We start from the raw sequence: 21,320 nt of genomic DNA, 5'->3' as shown, positions 1-21,320 counted from the left end.
ATGCTGAGAAAATTTAACAGTTTTATAGAAAAATGGATGGCCCTGGTGACACCGACCTGTCTGTTGCTGGGGGTGTGCTTTCCTGATATTGCCAAATGCGGTCTGCCTTATGTGCCGGCCGTATTTGCATTTATGACATTTGCCGGGGCGTTGAAGTCAAGATTTAAAGATGTGGCAAATGTATTCCGACATCCGGGCTCACTGCTTATTATCATGCTTCTGGTCCATGTGGTAATCCCGACAGCAGCCTGCGGGGCAGGCCATCTTTTCTTTGGAAATAACATGGAGCTGATCACCGGAATGGTACTGGAGTTTGCAGTTCCCACTGCAGTGGTAAGTCTGATGTGGGTGACGATTTATGATGGAAACAGTCCTCTGTCGTTGTCTCTGGTAGTTCTGGATACGGTACTGGCACCTTTTCTGATCCCGGCTACGCTGAAGATCCTGCTGGGCTCTGCGGTGATCATAGATCCTGCCAGGATGATGCGGGAACTGATATTTATGGTTGCGCTTCCTGCTGTTGTTGCGATGGTATTAAATCAGATCACAGATGGAAAAGTAATGGAAACATGGCCGGGAAAGCTGGCGCCTTTTTCAAAGCTGGCACTGATATTTGTGGTAACGTCCAATTCTTCCAAAGTAGCACCATATATCCGGGATATGAATATGCAGAGGGTGAAGGTTGCACTGGCAATCCTTGTCCTGGCTGCTTCCGGATATGCACTCGGCTGGTTTGTGGCGTATATCTTCCGAAAGGATCGCAGTACGGCGGTTTCCATGATGTATGGAACCGGGATGCGCAATATCAGCGCAGGAGCGGTGATCGCAGCTGCATATTTTCCGGGTGAAGTTATGTTTCCGGTAATGATCGGAACTCTGTTTCAGCAGGTGTTGGCAGCATTGTTCGGAAAGCTTCTGGCACAGAAAAAGGAAAAACAGGAATTTTGTTGAGGTCTGCTGAGGCGTTATAAAGAATATAAAAAGAACTGCCGCATTAGCAATTGAAAAATTGCAATGCGGCAGCTCTTTTTATGAATCTGAAGCTTTTATATATTTCTTCAGTTCTTTGTAGCAGTATTTGATGATCTCTTTACGGGTGATGATGCCGATAAAGTATCCCTGATCATCTACAACCGGGACATAATTCTGGTTAATTGCCTTGTCCAGCAGATCTTCCATGTCAGAATCTGCGTGAACTGCCTTATAGGTTGCTCTGCGCGGAATTGCCATAATGGAAATGCTCTCTGCTTCTTTCAGTCCGGGAACATTTAAGGTTTTCATTCCCCAGAGAAGATCACCCTCGGAAATACTTCCTTTATATTTCCCGTCTAGACTCAGAAGCGGAATGCAGGAAAATTTTCTGTGTTCCATTTTCTCAAGAGTCTGACGAAGAGTCTCATTTTCAAATATATATGCTACATCACTTTTAGGTGTTAAAAAAAATAAAATATTCACTGTTGTATTCGCCCCGTTACATTTGTCTGATAAGGCACTCAGATATACATTGTGTATTTACACATCTGTGTGTCTGTGATCTCTGAGTATTCCAGGTTTACGGCTTTTTTACAGAAGCTGTACTCCTTTTGCTGCTGCTTCTTTCATTACTTCTTCCGGCCACAGGGAAGCATGCACTTCACCGATGTGTGCTTTTCTGAGGAAGAACATACAGATACGGGACTGGCCGATGCCGCCGCCGATAGTATATGGAAGTTCCTTGTTCAGGATTGCCTTCTGGAAAGGAAGCTCACGTCTGTCGTCACAGCCTGCGATGGTAAGCTGTCTGTCAAGCGCATCCTCGTCAACGCGAATACCCATGGAAGAAAGCTCCAGAGCAATGTCGAGAACAGGATAATAAACAAGGATATCGCCGTTTAATTCCCAGTCATCGTAGTCCGGTGCACGTCCGTCATGACGTTCTCCGTTGGTTAAGGTTTTGCCGACCTGCATGAGGAATACGGCACCTTTTTCCTTGACAATCTTGTATTCACGTTCCTTTGGAGTGAGATCAGGATACATGTCGACCAGTTCCTGGGTGCTGACAAATGCAATCTCTCTCGGAAGGATTTCTTCGATGTAATCGTACTGAACAGCCATGTATTTTTCGGTTTTGCGGAGAACGCTGTAGATAGCACGTACTGTGGAAACAAGTGTGTCCATGTTGCGTTCTTCCTTGCTGATGATCTTTTCCCAGTCCCACTGATCTACGTATACGGAATGGATATTGTCCAGATCCTCGTCTCTTCTGATCGCGATCATGTCTGTGTAAAGTCCTTCACCATGAGCAAAGCCATATTTCTGTAATGCATATCTCTTCCATTTGGCGAGAGAGTGTACGATCTCAGCATTCTCCGGCTGGCCTTTGATATCAAAGCTTACCGGACGTTCCACGCCGTTTAAGTTATCGTTCAGACCGGATGACGGATTAACGAATACCGGAGCGGAAACACGCAGCAGATTCAGTTTTTGAGCCAGTGTCTGCTGAAAGAAATCTTTCACAGTTTTAATGGCAATCTGGGTATCGTGAAGATTTAAAGATGACTGATACCCGTCAGGAATTTTAATCTGTTCCATGAGTGGATTCCTCCTGTAATTTCTGTATTTGCATATTTTATGGCAAACTGATAAAAAATATTGTTGTTTACTGAATATCCATTATCTTTTCCCACGCTATTATAACAGGAAAATGGTAGTTTGACAATTATTACTGTTCATTTGGAAGTATCTCGCGGGATATTATGGTTACGGAGAACAGAACGAACAGTAACACAATTTCAGCTTTGCAAGATTGGGGCGAAATGTTAAAATAAATGTGTAAATGAATGAAGCGTTAAATTTATATAAAACTTAGGGGGAAGATATATGGGAAAAAGGTGTCAGGTCTGTGATGGACCAATTGTAAACGGCAGGTGTAAATATTGTGGAATGCCATATAGAAATGATATGGAACTGTATCATCTGAACGAAGACCGTTCAGAGCACTATCGTCATGCTTCGGCAAAGGTGAAAAAAGCAATGGCAGAGAACGAGATCCCTTTGTCTGACAGAAATAAAACAGTTCCCAAAGCTGCAAAAACTTCGTCTGCCAGAACACAGACTATTAGAACGCAAAATACAAAAGTACAAACTTCAAGAATACAAACATCAGGGACAAAGAAAACATCAGGTCAGTCGTACAGCGCACAGACTGCCCGTACATACAGCACCGGAAAAAAGACAGCAAAAAGTGAGAAGAAAAAGAGCGGCAAGGCAGGCAAAATTTTCTGGATCATTGTGCTGATTCTGATGGTAATAATAGGTCAGATGGCAGAGAATTGGGATACGATTGGATACAGGATAGAAGAATTTATCTATGATGAGTTTGACATAGATCTCAACAGTATTTTTGATGACAGCAGTTCTGATGAAGTAAATGAGAGTAATAAGAATAATGAAAGTAATGAAAATAATGAAAGTAATGAGAATAACTGGACAGATGACTGGTCTGAGACTATCAGTGCAGTAAAGAACGGACAGGATGAACAGAGGGGCAATCCGGACTGGTATATGTTCACCGGAGAGAATTATATTGTCAGAACGGATGATACTGCATCAGAGATTGGCGATATAGATGCCAGTGACCAGGGGTATGATTTTACAATAGATCCGGGAGAATACAGGATAGTGTCCGGCTGGGAGAAGGTTGCTCTGGAAATCAGAAGTTCTTCAGGAAAAGATGAAACTGTAAAATTTGACGAAGCAGACCACGAGGAGAAAATAGAATTACATGCCGGGGATGAGGTATCTGTGGTATCTCTGGATGGTCAAGATAATTATCTTGCCATGTATCAAATTCAGCAATATGACGAATAATTTTTTGCCCCTTTCTTTTTGTCAGAGACTGTGCTATACTTGTTAAACGTACCACATATAGAGAGAATTGTGGTGAATGAAAGAAAAAAAATACTATATATTGTATATGGGAGCAAAAGGTATGATATATGTTATAAAGAAAGATGGTACGAGAGAAGAGTTTAATTCACAGAAGATCGTAGCAGCAGTAAATAAGTCGGCAGCCAGAATTTTATACACATTTTCGGATAAAGAGAAGGAATTTATCTGCCAGTTTGCGGAAGAACATGCGGAGGCACTGGGAAAGAATGAGATAGAGATCCAGGAGATGCACAACATCGTAGAGGGAGCACTTGAGAGAGTGAACCCGGCAGTGGCTAAGAGCTACCGCGATTACAGAAATTACAAACTTGACTTTATCCATATGATGGATGATGTATATACCAAGAGTCAGGCAATCCGTTATATTGGTGATAAGAGTAATGCCAATACAGACAGTGCGCTTGTAGCTACAAAGCGAAGCCTGATCTTTAATGAACTGAACAAAGAGCTTTATCGTAAATTTTTTATGAATCGTAATGAACTTCAGGCATGTAAAGATGGTTATATTTATATTCATGACCAGTCTGCACGTCTGGATACCATGAACTGCTGTCTCTTTGATGTGGCATCTGTACTCAGCGGCGGATTTGAGATGGGAAATGTATGGTACAATGAGCCTAAGACACTGGATACTGCGTTTGATGTTATGGGTGATATTATCCTGAGCACTGCTGCACAGCAGTATGGCGGATTCACAGTACCGGAAGTAGACAAGATCCTTGCACCTTATGCACAGAAGAGTTACGATAAATATATCCAGGAATTTATGAAATACTCTGACGAGAGCTGGACAGGACGTGAAGAACGTGCGATCGAGTATGCGCTTGACAAAGTCCGCAGAGATTTTGACCAGGGATGGCAGGGGATTGAGTATAAGCTGAATACAGTCGGATCTTCCAGAGGGGATTATCCATTTGTAACTGTAACTCTTGGACTTGGAATAAAGCAGTTCGAGAAGATGGCAAGTATTTCTCTTCTTGAAGTGCATAAAGGCGGACAGGGTAAGGCAGGACGCAAGAAACCGGTACTCTTCCCGAAAATCGTATTCCTTTATGATGAAAATATCCATGGAAAAGGCAAGATCAGTGAGGATGTATTTGAGGCAGGGGTTGACTGTTCTGCCAAGACTATGTATCCGGACTGGCTGTCCATGTCAGGAAAAGGATATATTTCCAGTATGTACAAGCAGTATGGAAAGGTTATAAGTCCTATGGGATGTCGTGCGTTCTTAAGCCCCTGGTACGAGAGAGGCGGTATGTATCCGGCAGATGATAAGGATGTTCCTGTGTTTGTGGGAAGATTTAACATCGGTGCGGTAAGCCTTCATCTTCCAATGATCCTTGCCAAAGCCAGAGCAGAGAGCAGGGATTTCTACGAAGTGCTGGATTTCTATCTTGAGATGATCCGTAATCTGCATATCCGTACCTATGATTATCTGGGACAGATGCGTGCGTCAACCAACCCGCTGGCATATTGTGAGGGAGGATTTTACGGTGGACATCTGAAACCGAATGAAAAGATTGGCAAGATTCTGAAACCAATGACAGCATCCTTCGGAATCACTGCATTAAATGAACTCCAGGAACTTTACAATGGCAAATCCATTGCTGAAGACGGGCAGTTTGCACTGGATGTGCTGAAATATATCAACAGGAAAGTAAATGAATTTAAAGAGAAAGATGGTTATCTTTATGCAATTTATGGAACACCGGCAGAGAGTTTATGCGGACTGCAGGTGGAACAGTTCCGTAAGATGTATGGCATTGTGAAAGGGGTTTCTGATCGTCCTTATGTAAGCAACAGTTTCCACTGTCATGTGACTGAAGATGTAACTCCGATTGAAAAACAGGATCTGGAGGGACGTTTCTGGGAGTTGTGCAACGGCGGTAAGATTCAGTATGTACGTTATCCGATCGATTATAATCGTGAAGCAATACGCACTCTGATCCGCAGAGCCATGTCTTTGGGATATTATGAGGGAGTAAATCTTTCCCTTGCTTACTGTGATGACTGCGGACATGAGGAACTTGAAATGGACGTGTGTCCGGTCTGCGGTTCCAAGAATCTGACAAAGATTGACCGTATGAACGGATATCTTTCCTACAGCCGTGTGCATGGTGATACTCGTCTGAACGAAGCGAAGATGGCAGAGATTGCGGAACGTAAATCTATGTAATATCAGGTCAGGGGTAAACTTTTGAATCTGACATCATAATATGATAATTAAAAGACATATACCGGCAAGATGATATGTATTGCTCTGGTATATGTCTTTTTGTATTGTCAGATAAAATATAGCAATCCTCTTAAATGTATTATTTACGAGGATTGCTATAGAATCATTTAATGATAGTTCCGGTTTTTTCGAAATATCCATCCTTTGCATGCGCAATATCTGTGATGATCGTTCTTCTGTTATCTCCCTTTTCGATAAAAGAGATTCCGGCTTCGAATTTAGGAAGCATGGAGCCTGGGGCAAACTGATTGTCAGCCATATATTTCTTAGCATCATCTACAGAAATTGTATTAAGATATTCTTCGTTGTCCTGACCGAGGTTCAGACTTACTTTCTCAACACTGGTAAGGATCAGAAGAGTATCTGCATTTAATTCCTGTGCAAGAAGTCCGCTGGAAAGGTCTTTCTCAATGATCGCACTTGCACCATGAAGATCGATTCCCTGTTCCATAACCGGGATTCCGCCGCCGCCTGCTGCGATTACTACCTGGCCCGCATCTACAAGTGTGCGGATTGTTTCAAGCTCTACGATTTTCTGCGGTTTCGGAGCTGCCAGGATTCTTTTATAAGTGCCGTCAGCCAGTTTAGTGACAAAGTTTCCCTTGCTTTCTTCAGTTTCAGCCTCTTCTTCTGTAAGGACACGTCCGATGATCTTCTCAGGTTCAGCGAAAGCATCATCATATGGATCAATGACAACCTGTGTAAGGATAGTAGCTACCGGTTTATAAATACCGCGGGAAATAAGTTCTGCGCGGATTGCGGTCTGGAGATCATATCCGATATAGCCCTGACTCATTGCCGAACATACGGACATAGGTGCAAATGTATAGTCAGGATGTGTTTTGCCAAATTCATTCATGGCTGTGTGGATCATTCCGACCTGTGGACCGTTACTGTGGGAAATGACTACACGATTTCCGGCTTCTACAAGATCTGCGACAGCTTTGGCTGCTTTTTTTGTAGCGATTTTCTGCTCCGGTAAGGTGGTTCCTAATGCTCTGTGGCCCAGTGCAACTACTGTAATTTTTTCGCTCATGGGAATTACCTCGATTCTTTCATGTTCTGTAAATATGATATCTGCGGGGTGATCTTATATATAAAGATTTTTGAAATTTTTTATCACTGATATCATAAATATTCAATCATATTGATATCCTACATTATAAAAGACTGCCAGTAGAATTGCAATAGAAAATAACTCAAAAAACACCTCGCGGGATATTATCAGTGAACAGTAACAAAAAACAAACAGCTCTCACATTTCTGTGAGAGCTGTTTTGTTTTTTTGAGGGGGGAGATAGAGAGTGGTTTTTCATCTATCCAAGACCTATTATATGGGAAAATTATGTTCAAAGTATGTCGAATTTCTGAAACAATCGGTAAATTTATAAAAGAATTATAAACAAATACGAAAAATAAAAAGTGGTATCTTGTTTTTATAGCATAGACATGCTAAAGTAGATTCATCGGCAACAGCCGTTATCAGTATTCTTATTTTCACGCACCGGTCCGGTGCAAAAATTTCCAATTATTTATTGATAGTCCGGGAGATGGTTTTGAATCCTGAGCAGAAACTCTGAAAATCTTATTTATTGTGCAAAACAGAGAGGAGAGATGCGTATGTCTGTGGATATGAACTTATAATCTCGAAAGATACTGTACCGATATCATTCTGACAGTGGAAGTACCTCAGATGACATAGAATAAAAATTCAGGAGAATGAGAGAATGGAAAAAAGAATATGGAATCAGTTAAAAAAAGCAGTCATGATAACGGCTGCTGTCGGGATTTTGGGAGCAGGAGCAGTATCAGCAGCAGAATTTGAAGCTGCAGAGTTATATGTTCCTGCTGTGGGTTTAAAGCAGAGTGCACAGTGGATCGATGAAGAGAAATTTCAGGCAGAACTGACACTGGAAGTGAGCGGTCTGAAAGAACTGTACAAAAGTCAACAGGAAAATACTGCTTCGGAGAACGGACAGTTGCAGATGGAAAATAGTACATGGGATGGCGAAGTGAGAGAAGCAGAAGCAGCAGAAAATACGACAGATGAAGTGGATTCCGAAAATACAGAGTGTGAATCAGAGAGTGCAGTAATAGATATAGAAGATATAGAAAGCGAAGAATACCGGAAGGCAGAAGAAAACGCAGAAGGATCTGACACAGAAACCGGACAGACACAACAGAGTGAGCAGGAGAACCAAAATGAGATCAGGGAAGATAAAACCAGATATTTTCTGACTGTATATATTTCAGAATATTTTCAGGTAAATGCAGAAGCGTTAAAGAATGATCTGCAGGCTGAATCCGTACAGATACAAAATAAGAAAGGTGAGACAACCCAGATTACAAAGCTGACCTGTGAGACTGCACTTTCAGATGCGGAAACAGATATCTTTACCATGAAAGTGCCGGTGTCTCTGCGTGAAGAATATCGTATTTCTTCTGTAAAAACAGATTATCCTCTGTGCCAGGATGCACCGCTTTGCAAAGATTGGGAGGGGACAGGTGCGTATTTCTGGATGAAATCAGGGGATGAAACCCGGACTGTTGCAGAAACTCCTTCAGCTCTGCTTTCCGTACAGGAAGCAAAAACAGGGATCACAGCCCGGTTACAGCAGGAGACGAAAGAGGTACGTGCAGGGCAGAACTTTACTTATATATTGTCTGTAGAGAATACAGGAGAATTACCTCTGGAAAATATAGAGATATCCAGTGTTTTTTCTCAGGATAATATAAAAGCCGAATGGAAACAGGAAGAGGGATTTACTGCAAATGGTATGCAGGGAATTATTTCAGGTCTTAAGGCAGGAGAAATCAGAAATCTTCAGATGACAGTACAGCTTACAGAAGAGCAGGCAGGAGAGCTTATTCATACAGTAACTGTAAAAGCGAAATATCCGGGAAAGGAAGAAAGTATTGGATGTCAGAAATCAGTCGAAACAGAAGTCATTGCATTAAAGGCGGCTTTTGAGGTGGAGAAAACTGCGGACAGAACACAGGCATATCCGGGAGATACGATCACATATCAGATCTGCATCAGGAATACGGGTGAGCGAACACTTCATTCGGTTCTCAGTACAGAAAGATTCCAAAATGCCGGTATTCAGGCAAACTTTGTCAGGAAAGAGGGCGTAACATTAAACAGCACAGGCACACAGGCTCTGATTCCGCAGATCGCACCGGGAGAGGCTTTTGCACTTTACGCCACAGTGACTGTTCCACAATATATGGCAAGTCAGGAATTGATCAATGAGGTAATCGTTACATCTGATGAGACTGGTACACAGGCAATGACATCTAAGGCAAACGTAGAATTAAAGGAAACTGATAATATTGTTACAGTTACGCCGCAACCGGCATCTCTGGCTTCCCAGAGTTATGGATATGACTCAAAGTCCGGAAGTGCTTATACTACTGCTTCCAAACCACGTACAGGAGATGAGACAGAAACGGCTTTGTATATTGTACTGGGGATTTTTGCAATCATGTCCGGAGTCAGCGCATTCTGTTACAGGAAGACAAAAAAACAGCAGAAGTAGAGAAACAACGTTGAAACGACAGGGGAGGTGTGCTATTCTTATATAGAATATACGCTTTAGTAAAACACCTCTGCCTGACTTTAAAGAAATTGCGTTACTGTTCACACATCACTATCCCGCGAGGTGTTTTGGCATGAATATGCCAAAATCCCGAGACATACAAGCCAAAATTCCATTGCCGCAGGCAATCTGGAATGAATTTTGGCTAAGTTACTGTGAACGGAGTGAACAGTAACGAAATTGCCGCAGAGGCTGTATGAAATTCAGGCAGGCAGGAAATGATATGGAGGATTAAAATGAAATTAATATCCTTACTGGAAAAGCTGGAATATACATGTCTTCAGGGCAGTACAGACCAGGAAGTAAAAAATGTGATTTATGATTCCCGGAAAGTAGAAGAGGGCTCTCTTTTTATCTGTATCCGCGGTGCAGTGGTGGATGGCCATAAATTTGTGCCGGATGTAGTTGCAAAAGGAGCAAAGGTTCTGATCGTGGAAGAAGCTGTGGAAGCACCGGAAGATGTGACAGTCATTCTTGTGAAAGATACACGATATGCAATGGCGTTTATTTCTGCCGCATATTTCGGATATCCCGCAGAGAAACTGAAAACAATCGGTATCACAGGAACAAAAGGAAAAACAACCACTACGTATATGGTAAAATCTATTCTGGAAAATGCCGGATATAAAGTGGGACTGATCGGAACCATTGAAGCGATCATCGGTGACAAAGTGATTCCTGCAAAGAACACAACACCGGAGTCTTATGTGATTCAGGAATATTTCCATGAGATGGCAGAAGCCGGCTGTGACTGTGTGGTTATGGAAGTTTCCTCCCAGGGACTGATGCTTCACAGAACTCAGGGATTTGTTTTCGATTTTGGTATTTTTACAAATATTGAGCCGGATCATATCGGACCAAATGAACATAAGGATTTTGATGATTATCTCAGATGCAAGTCCTTACTTCTGAAACAGTGTAAGGTAGGAATTGTAAACAGAGATGATGAACATTTCGAGAAGATTATTGAAGGTCATACATGCAGCCTGGAAACTTATGGATTTTCACCGGAAGCAGACCTTCGTGCGGAAGATGCAAAGCTGGTCGGAGGTAAAGGATATCTGGGTATTTCCTACCATCTGAAAGGACTTCTGGATTTTCATGTGGAGATAGATATTCCCGGTAAATTCAGCATCTACAATTCATTGACAGCAATCGCAATCTGCCGTCATTTTAAGGTTTCGGAAGAGAACATTCTCAAAGCCTTAAAAGTAGCTAAGGTAAAAGGCCGTATCGAAATGGTAAAAGTATCCGATGATTTTACTCTGATGATCGATTACGCGCATAATGCCATGGCTCTGGAGAGTCTTCTGACCACTTTGAAAGAATATCATCCCCACAGACTGGTATGTCTGTTTGGATGCGGAGGCAACAGATCGAAGCTTCGCCGCTATGAGATGGGAGAGGTTTCCGGAAAGCTTGCAGACCTTACCATCATTACCTCTGATAATCCACGTGATGAAGAACCACAGGCGATCATCGATGATATCAAGATTGGTATGGCAAAAACCGATGGAAAATATGTAGAGATTCCGGACAGAAAAGAAGCCATCGCCTATGCAATCCATCATGGAGAGCCGGGGGATATTATAGTTCTGGCAGGTAAGGGACATGAGGATTATCAGGAAATTAAAGGAAAGAAATATCCTATGGATGAACGTGTCCTGATCGCAGATATTCTTGCTGGTAAATAGGTAGCGGGTCAAACAGGAATAAGTTCATGATATATGCTGATATAATAATTGATATTTCCAGTGATAAACTGGACCGGAGTTTTCAATATCGTGTACCGGAAAGGCTGGAGAAGAAAATAAAGGCAGGGATGGTGGCAGCCATCCCTTTTGGAAATGCCGGCCGGGTGCGTAAAGGATATGTGATCGGATTGTCAGATAAACCGAAAATTGCTCCCGAAAAGATTAAAGAAATCAGTGAAATCTGCAGTGGAGAAGAGACTACGGAATCCAGACTGATCGCCCTGGCAGCCTGGATGAGAGAAAATTATGGTTCCACCATGATCCAGGCTCTCAGGACAGTACTTCCTATCCAGGAGAAAATCAAGGCAAAAGAGAAAAAATATATATGCCTGGATATTTCCGAAGAGGCGGGAACGCAGTTGCTGAAAGAACTTGAACAAACAAGGTTTAAAGCCAGAACAAGACTTCTGAGGGAACTTCTGGAGAAAAAAAGACTGGATTATACACATGCGGCGAAAGAACTGGGGACAACTTCTGCTGTTGTAAAGAAATTTCAGGAGCAGGGGATTATCCGCATAGAATATGATGAGATAATGAGAACTTCACTGAATACAGGTGATATTTCCGGAGAAAGGCGAATGCCGCTTACAGATGAACAGGAAGCGGCAGTAAAGCAGATACAGAGAGTGTGGGAAAAACCATCGCCGAAGCCTGTACTGATCGAGGGAGTGACAGGGAGCGGGAAAACCCAGGTGTATATAAAGCTGATCGAGCAGACGCTTTCTCAGGGAAAAGAAGCAATCGTGCTGATCCCGGAGATTGCTCTGACATATCAGACGGTACGCAGATTTTATGCCAGATTTGGGGATAAAGTATCAGTTATCAATTCCAGACAGTCTCAGGGAGAACGCTATGATCAGTTTAAACGTGCGAAAAAGGGAGAAGTCCAGGTGATGATCGGTCCCAGATCTGCGCTGTTTACGCCATTTGCCAGTCTGGGACTGATCATTATTGATGAAGAACATGAACCAAGCTATAAAAGTGAAAGCACACCCCGTTATCATGCAAGGGAAACTGCAATCCGGAGAGCTGTTTTAGAACATGCAAATGTGGTAATGGGTTCAGCTACTCCATCAGTGGAAGCCTACAGTAAGGCAATGAATGGGGAATATAGTCTGGTCAGGCTGACAACAAGATATGGAAGCAGACCTCTGCCCCGGGTTTCTATCGTAGACCTGCGTGAGGAATTAAAAGCAGGGAACAGGTCTGTACTGAGCAGAGAACTCCGGCAAAAGATGAAAGGCCGGTTTGAGAAAAAAGAACAGGTAATGCTTTTTCTGAACAGAAGAGGATACGCAGGTTTTGTATCCTGCCGGTCCTGTGGACATGTGATGAAGTGTCCGCATTGTGATGTTTCTCTTTCGGAGCATAATAATGAAAGGCTTTTATGTCATTACTGTGGATATGAGACAGGAAAACCCCGGATATGCCCGGTGTGCGGATCGCCTTATATTGGCGGATTTAAGGCAGGAACACAGCAGATCGAGAAGGTAGTGCGGGAAGATTTTCCAGAAGTCAGGACTCTCAGAATGGATTTTGATACAACAAGAACTAAGGGCAGCTATGAAAAGATCCTTGCAGCTTTTGCAGCTCATGAGGCAGATATACTGATCGGAACACAGATGATCGTTAAGGGGCATGATTTTCCGGATGTCACACTCATGGGAATAGTAGCAGCGGATCTTTCGCTGAATGCAGAGGATTATCGATGTGCGGAACGTACCTTTCAGCTTCTCTGTCAGGCAGTCGGCCGGGGAGGACGGGGGGAAAAACCGGGAGAGGCAGTGATCCAGACCTATCATCCGGATCATTACAGTATTCAGGCGGCGGCAGTGCAGGATTATCAGGCATTCTATGAGGAAGAGATGAGTTACCGTATGCTTCTGGATTATCCGCCTGCGGCACATATGCTGGCAGTTCTGGGTTCAGGTCCGGAAGATGAGAAACTGGTTCAGGCCATGTATTATCTGAAACTTTATATAGAAAGGATATACAGAGAAAATGACCTGCATATCATTGGCCCGGCATATGCGTCAGTTGGAAAAGTTAAGGATATTTACAGACAGGTTATCTATTTAAAACATAAAGATCATAAAACGCTGGTACATATCAAAGATCAGCTGGAGAAATACATAGAGATAAATTCCGGTTTCCGGAAAATATACATACAATTTGATTTCAGTTAATTATGGCAGAGTTTTTCAAAATCTTATTACTGAAGTAATCTGCTGCAGAAGGGAAATCCGACAGGCAGTAATTTCTGAAATCGTGATATAACAATAATCAAGATATCAGGTTAGGGGCAAAATATCTTTTGATCCTAACATCATAATCAAAGAAGAGGAGAATAAAGAAATGGCACTTAGAAAAATCAGATTACAGGGCGACGAAGTACTTGCAAAGGTCAGCAGGCCGGTAGAAAAGATGACACCACGTATTCATGATCTGATCGGGGATATGCTTGAAACCATGTATGATGCAATGGGAGTTGGCCTCGCGGCACCACAGGTAGGTATGCTGAAGCGTATCGTTGTGATTGATATAGGAGAAGGTCCTATCGTGCTGATCAATCCTGAAATCCTTGAAACATCAGGTGAACAGACTGGTGATGAAGGATGCTTAAGTGTACCTGGAATGGCTGGTCAGGTAACACGTCCGAACTATGTAAAGGTAAAAGCTCTGGATGAGGATATGAATGAAGTAGAATATGAAGGGGAAGGTCTTCTTGCGCGTGCTTTCTGCCATGAGATCGATCATCTGGACGGACATATGTATACAGAACTGGTAGAAGGAGAACTTCATCAGGTTTCCTATGATGAGGATGAGGAGTGATAATCAAATGAAGATAGTATTTATGGGAACACCGGATTTCGCAGTGCCGTCATTACATGCACTGACAGAAGCCGGATATGCGGTGGCAGCAGTAGTGACCCAGCCTGACAAACCAAAAGGCAGAGGTAAGACATTATTGCCAACACCTGTAAAAGAAGAAGCCGTTATGCACGATATTCCGGTATATCAGCCGGAGAAAGTGAGAAATAACCCTGAATTTCTGGAGATTCTGAAAGAAATCAATCCTGAGATCATAGTTGTTGCTGCATATGGACAGATTATTCCAAAAGAAATCCTGGAACTTCCGAAATTTGGATGTATCAATATTCATGCGTCTCTTCTTCCGAAATACAGAGGAGCAGCGCCTATCCAGCAGGCTGTGATCGACGGGGAAAAAGTATCAGGTGTAACGATCCAGCAGATGGGAGAAGGTCTTGATACCGGTGATATGATTTCAAAGATAGTGATTCCGATCTCTCCGACAGAAACAGGTGGAAGCCTGTTTGGAAAACTTGCGCAGGCCGGTGCGGATCTGCTGATCAAGACGCTTCCATCTATTGAGCAGGGAACTGCGGAGTTTGAAAAACAGCCGGAGGAGAGTCCTACACCTTATGCGGCTATGATCACCAAACAGATGGGACTGATGGATTTCAGAAAATCTGCAGAAGAACTGGAACGCCTTGTACGCGGCCTGAATCCATGGCCAAGTGCTTATACATTTCTTAATGGAAAAACTCTGAAAGTGTGGAAATGTAAAGTCAGCACTGAGAAAACAGATGCTGTTCCGGGAACAATCTTCCTGGCAGATAAAGAGGGGATCCATACAGCATGTGGAGAAGGAGTGCTGATTCTTACAGAGATACAGCTGGAAGGTAAGAAGCGTATGGAAACAGAAGCCTTTCTCCGGGGATATCACATTGAAAATGGAATTGTTTTTACAGATCATAAGGAGTGATTAGATGTACGGATATTATTATTTTGATCCTACGTATTTACTGCTCGTTATCGGAATGGTGCTGTCTTTACTGGCATCTGCAAAGGTAAAGAGTACATTTTCTGTTTACAGCAGAGTGCGCAGTGCATCGGGGCTTACAGGCGCCGATGCTGCCAGACGGATTCTTCGTATGTCGGGAATTACGGATGTTACGGTAGTACCCATATCCGGCAGCCTGACAGACCACTATGATCCGGGAAGTAAGAAACTGGCACTTTCCCAGGATGTATATGATAAAACATCTGTGGCTGCGATCGGGGTGGCTGCGCATGAATGTGGACATGCTATTCAGCATGCGACTAACTATGTGCCATTGAATCTTCGCTCTGCGATTGTGCCTGTTGCAAACATCGGTTCCACACTTTCCTGGCCATTGTTTCTGGCAGGACTGATTTTCTCAATCCGTCCACTGCTGACTGTTGGAATCATTTTGTTTACATTTGCGGTTCTTTTTCAGCTTGTAACTCTTCCGGTAGAATTTAATGCATCTTCAAGAGCATTGAAAATGCTTGGAAGTTCAGGAATGCTTGGAGCTGATGAGGTAAAAGGTGCAAGAAAAGTCCTTACAGCAGCGGCACTCACCTATGTTGCAGCACTTGCTTCATCAATTCTGCAGCTTTTAAGACTGATCATACTTGCCGGAGGAAGAGACCGTGACTAATGGAATAAATACAAGAGAACTGATATTGCAGATATTACTGGAAATCGAGGAAGAGGGAAAACACAGCCATATCGCTATCCGCAATGCTCTTTCCAAATATCAGTTCCTTCCAAGACAGGAGAGAGCTTTTATTACCAGAGTCTGCGAAGGAACACTGGAATATCGTATTTTAATAGATTATATTATTGATTCATATTCAAAAGTATCTGTAGATAAAATGAAGCCTGTGATCAGGGAAATCCTGAGAAGTGCAGTTTATCAGATCAGGTTTATGGACAGTGTGCCGGACAGCGCAGTGTGTAATGAAGCGGTGAAGCTGGCACAGAGAAAAGGCTTTTACAGCCTGAAACCTTTTGTAAACGGTGTTCTTCGTACGATTGCCAGAGAGTGGAAAAATCTGAAACTTCCTTCAAGGGAAGAAAATCGGGTCAGATATCTGTCTGTCAGATATTCTATGCCGGAAACACTGGTAAACCGTTGGCTTGAGGATTACGGGGAAGAAAAAACAGAAAAGATCCTTACAGAGTTTCTCACTGAGAAACCGATCACAGTACGATGCAGAACTCATAAATATCCACAGAAAGAGATTTATGAGAGCCTGGTCGATCAGGGAGTGGAAGTGAAACCTGCACCTTATCTTCCCTATGCATATGAAATTTCAAATTATAACCATATTCTTGCACTGGATGCATTTATACAGGGGAAAATCCAGGTGCAGGATGTAAGCTCCATGCTGGTGGCAGAAATTGCAGATCCGCAAAAAGGGGATTATGTGATAGATATGTGCGCAGCACCTGGTGGAAAGAGTCTCCATGTTGCAGATAAAATGGGAGATTACGGAACAGTAGATGCACGCGATATCAGCCAGTACAAAGTGGATATGATCGAAGAGAATATTCACAGAACAGACTGCATTAATGTGCAGGCTCATGTGATGGATGCTACGGTATTTGATGTAGATTCAGAACTCAAGGCAGATGTCGTTCTGGCAGATGTCCCATGTTCCGGATATGGAGTAATTGGAAAGAAGCCGGAGATCAAATACAGGGTGACAGCACAGAAGCAGGAAGAGATTGTAATCCTTCAGAGAACAATCCTTGACAATGCGGCAGAATATGTGAAACCGGGCGGAGTGCTGGTATTTAGTACCTGTACTATCGCAAAGGAAGAGAATGAAGAGAACATGTTGTGGTTTATGAATAATCATCCGTTCAAACTGGAGAGTATTGATCCGTATCTTCCGGAAGAACTGCATTCTGAGACAACAGCTCTGGGTTATCTTCAGCTTCTGCCGGGAGTACACAAAACAGATGGCTTCTTTATTGCAAAATTCAGGAGAAAATAAGTAATGACAGACATTAAGTCAATGACGATCGACGAATTAAAGAAACTGATGACCACTCTGGGAGATAAGCCTTTTCGTGCGAAGCAGATTTACAGCTGGCTGCATGAACACCTTGTTACTTCTTATGATGAGATGACCAATCTTTCCAAAAGCCTGAGGGAAAAACTGAAAGAATATCCTGTCACAGCACTGAAGATGGTAGATGTACAGACATCCCGGATTGACGGTACACAGAAGTATCTGTTCCGTCTCAGTGATGGAAATGTGATAGAGAGTGTTCTCATGCGGTATAAACATGGAAATTCTGTCTGTATTTCTTCTCAGGTGGGATGCCGCATGGGATGCAGATTCTGTGCATCTACCATAGGAGGACTGACCAGATGTCTTCTCCCGTCAGAAATGCTGGATCAGATATACAGGATACAGGCTCTGACAGGAGAAAGAGTTTCCAATGTTGTGGTCATGGGAACGGGGGAACCTCTTGATAATTATGAAAATCTTCTCAGGTTTATACATATCCTGACAGAAGAAGGAGGACTTCATATCAGTCAGAGAAACCTGACTGTATCTACCTGTGGGTTGGTTCCGAAGATTTATGACCTTGCAAAAGAAAAGCTTCAGATGACACTTGCACTTTCCCTTCATGCACCTAATGATGTGAAGCGACGGGAACTGATGCCGATCGCAAACAAATACAGCATGGATGAGGTTCTGGAAGCCTGCCGTTATTATTTTAAAGAAACCGGGCGCAGGATCACATTTGAATACAGTCTGGTAGCCGGAGTTAATGACAGCGATGAGGATGCAAGGGAACTTTCCGGCAGAATCAGAGATATGAACTGCCATGTAAATCTGATCCCGGTAAACCCTATTAAGGAACGTTCCTTTGTGCGTTCAACAAGACAGGCTGTGGAGAATTTCAAAATAAAACTTGAAAAATGTGGAATAAATGTTACTATTAGAAGAGAAATGGGCAGTGATATTGATGGTGCCTGTGGACAGTTAAGAAAAAGTTATATGGAAAAAACAGAAAGCGAGAAGTGACATGAGGATATATTCAGCTACTGATGTCGGGCAAAAGCGGAAGATGAACCAGGATTATGTGTTCGCAACTGCTGACCCGGTTGGAAATCTTCCGAATCTGTTTGTTGTTGCAGATGGTATGGGTGGTCATAATGCAGGTGATTATGCATCCTCTCATGCGGTTACATCTATGGTGGAGGAAATCCGGCAGGATGCGGATTTTAATCCGGTAAAGGTAATCCGTCATGCCATTGAATGTGTAAATACCGAGATTCTTGCCCAGGCACAGCAGGATGAGAAACTCAGAGGAATGGGAACAACGATAGTGGCAGCTACTATCGTAGGACATTACGCTTATGTGGCAAATGTAGGTGACAGCAGACTTTATGTGATCGGAGAGAAGATTCAGCAGATAACAAGGGATCACTCACTGGTGCAGGAGATGGTAAGAATGGGAGAACTTGACCCTGAACAGGCAAGGAAGCATCCGAAGAAAAATATCATTACAAGAGCACTTGGAGCAGAGAAAACAGTGGATATTGATTTCTTTGATCTGAAACTGGAACCCGGAGATGTAGTTTTGATGTGTTCGGACGGGCTCAGCAACATGGTTGAGGACAGCCAGCTGAGGGAAATCATTTCTGACACATCTACAGATCTGGATGAAAAAGGCAGGATACTTATAAGAGAAGCAAACCGCAATGGCGGCAAGGATAATATTGCAATTGTATTGGTAGAACCATTCACAGACGAGGTGAAAGCATGTTAAAAACGGGAATGATCATAGCAGAACGCTATGAGATATTAGGAAAAATTGGTACCGGCGGAATGGCGGACGTATACAAGGCAAAAGACCATAAGCTGAATCGGTTTGTTGCTGTAAAAGTTCTTAAGCCGGAATTCAGAGAGGATACGACGTTTATCCGCAAGTTTAAAAGTGAGGCTCAGGCTGCAGCAGTCCTGACACATCCGAATATAGTGAATGTATTTGATGTTGGTGACGATAACGGAGTTTATTACATTGTTATGGAGCTTATTGAGGGAATTACTCTCAAGGAGTACATTTCCAAAAAGGGAAAGCTTTCTGTAAAAGAAGCAACCAGTATTGCAATCCAGGTCTCCATGGGACTGGAAGCTGCACACAGCCATGGGATTGTACATCGTGATGTAAAACCGCAGAATATTATCATTTCCATGGATGGAAAGGTAAAAGTAACAGATTTTGGTATTGCAAGAGCCGCTTCTTCCAATACCATAAGCTCAAATGTAATGGGATCTGTTCATTACAGTTCACCGGAACAGGTCAGAGGCGGATACAGTGATGAGAAGAGTGATATTTATTCACTGGGTATCACAATGTATGAAATGGTTACAGGGAAGGTTCCTTTTGACGGAGATACCACAGTAGCTATTGCTATCAAACATCTTCAGGAAGAGATTGTTCCTCCAAGTATTTATACACCGGAGCTTCCCCACAGTCTGGAGCAGATCATTCTGAAATGTACACAGAAAAGCGTGGATCGCCGTTATCAGAATATGGAGGATGTGATCGCAGATCTGAAGCATTCTCTGATCGATCCACAGGGAGATTTCGTAACGCTGACGTCTGTGGATAACGAAGCAAAAACAGTTGTGATCTCAGATAAGGAGCTTGGCGAGATCAAACATATGCCGAAGCAGATCGCAAAGTCAGAACCTGAGGCTCTGGAAGAAGAAATCAATGAAACAGATTATGATGATGAGCCGGAAGTGAAAAAGCACAGGAAGAAATCAGATAAGCCTGAGAAAAAGAAAAAAAGAGGCGGACATGGGCTGACTATTGTAATGCTTCTGATGGGGGTTGTAATCCTGATAGCAATCATTCTGGTCGCAGGAAAGGCGTCCGGACTTATTGGAAGTAACAATGATACAGACAAAAAAACTGAGGCCTCAGATACATCGGAATCAGATGATGACGGAATGGTAACTGTGCCGAATCTGGTAGGAAAAACAGAGGATGAAGCAAAGAATATCACAAAGGATATGAAACTGGGTATTCAGCCTATGGGCGAGGAGGCTTCAAATCAGGCAAAAGGAACCATTTCTTCACAGGATATTCCAAAGGGAAGTAAAGTAGAGCAGTATACGACCATTAAGTATTATATCAGCAAGGGTGCGCAGAAGATCACAATTCCGGATGTGGATGGACAGACCGGAGTAGACGCACAGCAGACTCTGGAAGATATGGGATTAACTGTTGAGATACAGAAAGAATACAGTGAATTAAATGATGATGGTACTCCGGTTACAGATCCGGGATATGCAGTCTCCACAACTCCGGCAGCCGGAAACTCTGTTTCAGCAGGAGACAGCGTAACACTGCTTGTCAGCCGAGGTGTGGACTATGGAGACAGTGTGGAGGTTCCAAGTGTTGTCGGAATGACAAAGAATGATGCAGTTACTACCTTTGGTAAGTTCCTCAATGTGGAAGTAAAAGAGGAAAAGAGTACAGAGGTGGCAGAAGGAGAAGTAATTTCACAGGAACCGGAAGCCGGAAACTGGGAAGATCCGGATAATGTAAATGTTGTGATCACAGTAAGTACCGGAGATCAGGAACCTTCGGCTCAGAGTGACAGCGCAGATACTGCTGCATCATCTGATGCTCCGGCACAGACAGCAGATAACAGTGCGGCGGCAGCAGCCGGGGAAGTATGGAAATGTACACAGACTCTGAATACTCCGTCAGGATATTCCGGAGGTCCGGTTCGTCTGGAACTGATCCAGAATGTAAACGGAACACCGACAGCTTCAGTTGTTCTGGAAGATCAGGTAATCCAGTTCCCGTATGATCTGGATATCACAGGTGCACCTGGTATCAGCGAGGGTACTTTGTATCTGTCTGAACAGATCAGTGGAACTTATCAGGAACTCGGAAATTATTCTATTACATTTGCTAAGGCTGAATGA

16 protein-coding genes are annotated in these 21,320 nt (G+C 43.1%); 13 read left to right on the top strand and 3 right to left on the bottom strand.

Annotated elements, in window-relative coordinates:
• Positions 1-951, top strand: a complete 951-nt coding sequence (locus LI074_RS00415; protein WP_055052694.1) for a bile acid:sodium symporter family protein — start codon at positions 1-3, stop codon at positions 949-951.
• A 78-nt stretch (positions 952-1,029) separates the two neighbouring features.
• On the opposite strand, the gene LI074_RS00410 is transcribed toward LI074_RS00415, so the two are convergent.
• Together LI074_RS00410 and asnA are read right to left on the bottom strand one after the other, a co-directional pair.
• A complete protein-coding gene (locus LI074_RS00410) occupies positions 1,030-1,455 on the bottom strand; it encodes a CBS domain-containing protein (protein WP_022380489.1) in 426 nt (141 codons plus the stop codon).
• A gap of 108 nt (positions 1,456-1,563) precedes the next feature.
• On the bottom strand, positions 1,564-2,571 hold the full coding sequence (gene asnA / locus LI074_RS00405; RefSeq protein ID WP_055058132.1) for an aspartate--ammonia ligase: 1,008 nt from the start codon (positions 2,569-2,571) through the stop codon (positions 1,564-1,566).
• A gap of 288 nt (positions 2,572-2,859) precedes the next feature.
• On the opposite strand from asnA, the gene LI074_RS00400 reads away from it, so the two are divergent.
• Together LI074_RS00400 and nrdD are read left to right on the top strand one after the other, a co-directional pair.
• The gene (locus LI074_RS00400) at positions 2,860-3,849 is read left to right on the top strand and encodes a hypothetical protein (protein WP_055059325.1); all 990 of its coding nucleotides are present in this window, start codon (positions 2,860-2,862) and stop codon (positions 3,847-3,849) included.
• Positions 3,850-3,970: 121 nt separating this feature from the next.
• Positions 3,971-6,106, top strand: a complete 2,136-nt coding sequence (nrdD, locus tag LI074_RS00395; RefSeq protein ID WP_020993622.1) for an anaerobic ribonucleoside-triphosphate reductase — start codon at positions 3,971-3,973, stop codon at positions 6,104-6,106.
• Positions 6,107-6,269: 163 nt separating this feature from the next.
• Here the strand turns inward: nrdD and arcC are convergent, their stop codons facing one another.
• Positions 6,270-7,202 carry a carbamate kinase gene (gene arcC / locus LI074_RS00390; RefSeq protein ID WP_008706491.1) on the bottom strand — a complete coding sequence of 311 codons (933 nt, stop codon included), beginning with the start codon at positions 7,200-7,202 and terminating at the stop codon, positions 6,270-6,272.
• Between the two features lie 691 nt (positions 7,203-7,893).
• Between arcC and LI074_RS00385 the strand changes: the two genes are divergently transcribed.
• The 10 genes from LI074_RS00385 (at position 7,894) to pknB (ending at position 21,320) form a co-directional block, all read left to right on the top strand.
• Positions 7,894-9,705, top strand: coding sequence for a DUF7507 domain-containing protein (locus LI074_RS00385; protein WP_025578171.1), 1,812 nt, complete (start codon positions 7,894-7,896; stop codon positions 9,703-9,705).
• Between the two features lie 296 nt (positions 9,706-10,001).
• Positions 10,002-11,459 (top strand): UDP-N-acetylmuramoyl-L-alanyl-D-glutamate--2,6-diaminopimelate ligase, encoded by a 1,458-nt coding sequence (locus LI074_RS00380; protein WP_025578170.1) that lies wholly within the window; start codon positions 10,002-10,004, stop codon positions 11,457-11,459.
• A gap of 26 nt (positions 11,460-11,485) precedes the next feature.
• Positions 11,486-13,705: a replication restart helicase PriA gene (priA, locus tag LI074_RS00375; RefSeq protein WP_173697578.1), complete on the top strand. Its 2,220-nt coding sequence runs from the start codon at positions 11,486-11,488 to the stop codon at positions 13,703-13,705.
• 169 nt (positions 13,706-13,874) lie between these two features.
• Positions 13,875-14,351 carry a peptide deformylase gene (def, locus tag LI074_RS00370; protein ID WP_008706495.1) on the top strand — a complete coding sequence of 159 codons (477 nt, stop codon included), beginning with the start codon at positions 13,875-13,877 and terminating at the stop codon, positions 14,349-14,351.
• A gap of 7 nt (positions 14,352-14,358) precedes the next feature.
• Entirely contained in the window at positions 14,359-15,306 is a 948-nt protein-coding gene (gene fmt, locus LI074_RS00365) for a methionyl-tRNA formyltransferase (protein ID WP_055052689.1), read from the top strand.
• 4 nt (positions 15,307-15,310) lie between these two features.
• Entirely contained in the window at positions 15,311-16,006 is a 696-nt protein-coding gene (locus tag LI074_RS00360; RefSeq protein WP_008706498.1) for a zinc metallopeptidase, read from the top strand.
• Positions 15,999-17,351, top strand: a complete 1,353-nt coding sequence (rsmB, locus tag LI074_RS00355) for a 16S rRNA (cytosine(967)-C(5))-methyltransferase RsmB (protein WP_022380481.1) — start codon at positions 15,999-16,001, stop codon at positions 17,349-17,351. Before LI074_RS00360 ends, rsmB begins: the two co-directional genes overlap by 8 nt.
• A 3-nt stretch (positions 17,352-17,354) precedes the next feature.
• Entirely contained in the window at positions 17,355-18,395 is a 1,041-nt protein-coding gene (gene rlmN / locus LI074_RS00350) for a 23S rRNA (adenine(2503)-C(2))-methyltransferase RlmN (protein WP_022380480.1), read from the top strand.
• 1 nt (position 18,396) lies between these two features.
• The gene (locus tag LI074_RS00345; RefSeq protein ID WP_022380479.1) at positions 18,397-19,143 is read left to right on the top strand and encodes a Stp1/IreP family PP2C-type Ser/Thr phosphatase; all 747 of its coding nucleotides are present in this window, start codon (positions 18,397-18,399) and stop codon (positions 19,141-19,143) included.
• The gene (pknB, locus tag LI074_RS00340; RefSeq protein ID WP_265107627.1) at positions 19,137-21,320 is read left to right on the top strand and encodes a Stk1 family PASTA domain-containing Ser/Thr kinase; all 2,184 of its coding nucleotides are present in this window, start codon (positions 19,137-19,139) and stop codon (positions 21,318-21,320) included. The genes LI074_RS00345 and pknB overlap by 7 nt, the downstream gene beginning before the upstream one ends.

This window comes from Blautia sp. MSK18_10 (assembly GCF_020553185.1).
Classification (GTDB): domain Bacteria; phylum Bacillota; class Clostridia; order Lachnospirales; family Lachnospiraceae; genus Blautia_A; species Blautia_A wexlerae.
The sequence above is the reverse complement of the archived record's forward strand: the minus strand, read 5'-3'. Positions and strand labels throughout refer to the sequence as shown.

Bases quoted from the DNA above. Each gene is read 5' to 3' on its own strand.
- LI074_RS00415 (WP_055052694.1), top strand. From the start codon at position 1: ATGCTGAGAAAATTTAACAGTTTTATAGAAAAATGGATGGCCCTGGTG.
- asnA (WP_055058132.1), bottom strand. From the start codon at position 2,571: ATGGAACAGATTAAAATTCCTGACGGGTATCAGTCATCTTTAAATCTT.
- LI074_RS00400 (WP_055059325.1), top strand. From the start codon at position 2,860: ATGGGAAAAAGGTGTCAGGTCTGTGATGGACCAATTGTAAACGGCAGG.
- nrdD (WP_020993622.1), top strand. From the start codon at position 3,971: ATGATATATGTTATAAAGAAAGATGGTACGAGAGAAGAGTTTAATTCA.
- arcC (WP_008706491.1), bottom strand. From the start codon at position 7,202: ATGAGCGAAAAAATTACAGTAGTTGCACTGGGCCACAGAGCATTAGGA.
- LI074_RS00385 (WP_025578171.1), top strand. From the start codon at position 7,894: ATGGAAAAAAGAATATGGAATCAGTTAAAAAAAGCAGTCATGATAACG.
- LI074_RS00380 (WP_025578170.1), top strand. From the start codon at position 10,002: ATGAAATTAATATCCTTACTGGAAAAGCTGGAATATACATGTCTTCAG.
- priA (WP_173697578.1), top strand. From the start codon at position 11,486: ATGATATATGCTGATATAATAATTGATATTTCCAGTGATAAACTGGAC.
- def (WP_008706495.1), top strand. From the start codon at position 13,875: ATGGCACTTAGAAAAATCAGATTACAGGGCGACGAAGTACTTGCAAAG.
- fmt (WP_055052689.1), top strand. From the start codon at position 14,359: ATGAAGATAGTATTTATGGGAACACCGGATTTCGCAGTGCCGTCATTA.
- LI074_RS00360 (WP_008706498.1), top strand. From the start codon at position 15,311: ATGTACGGATATTATTATTTTGATCCTACGTATTTACTGCTCGTTATC.
- rlmN (WP_022380480.1), top strand. From the start codon at position 17,355: ATGACAGACATTAAGTCAATGACGATCGACGAATTAAAGAAACTGATG.
- LI074_RS00345 (WP_022380479.1), top strand. From the start codon at position 18,397: ATGAGGATATATTCAGCTACTGATGTCGGGCAAAAGCGGAAGATGAAC.
- pknB (WP_265107627.1), top strand. From the start codon at position 19,137: ATGTTAAAAACGGGAATGATCATAGCAGAACGCTATGAGATATTAGGA.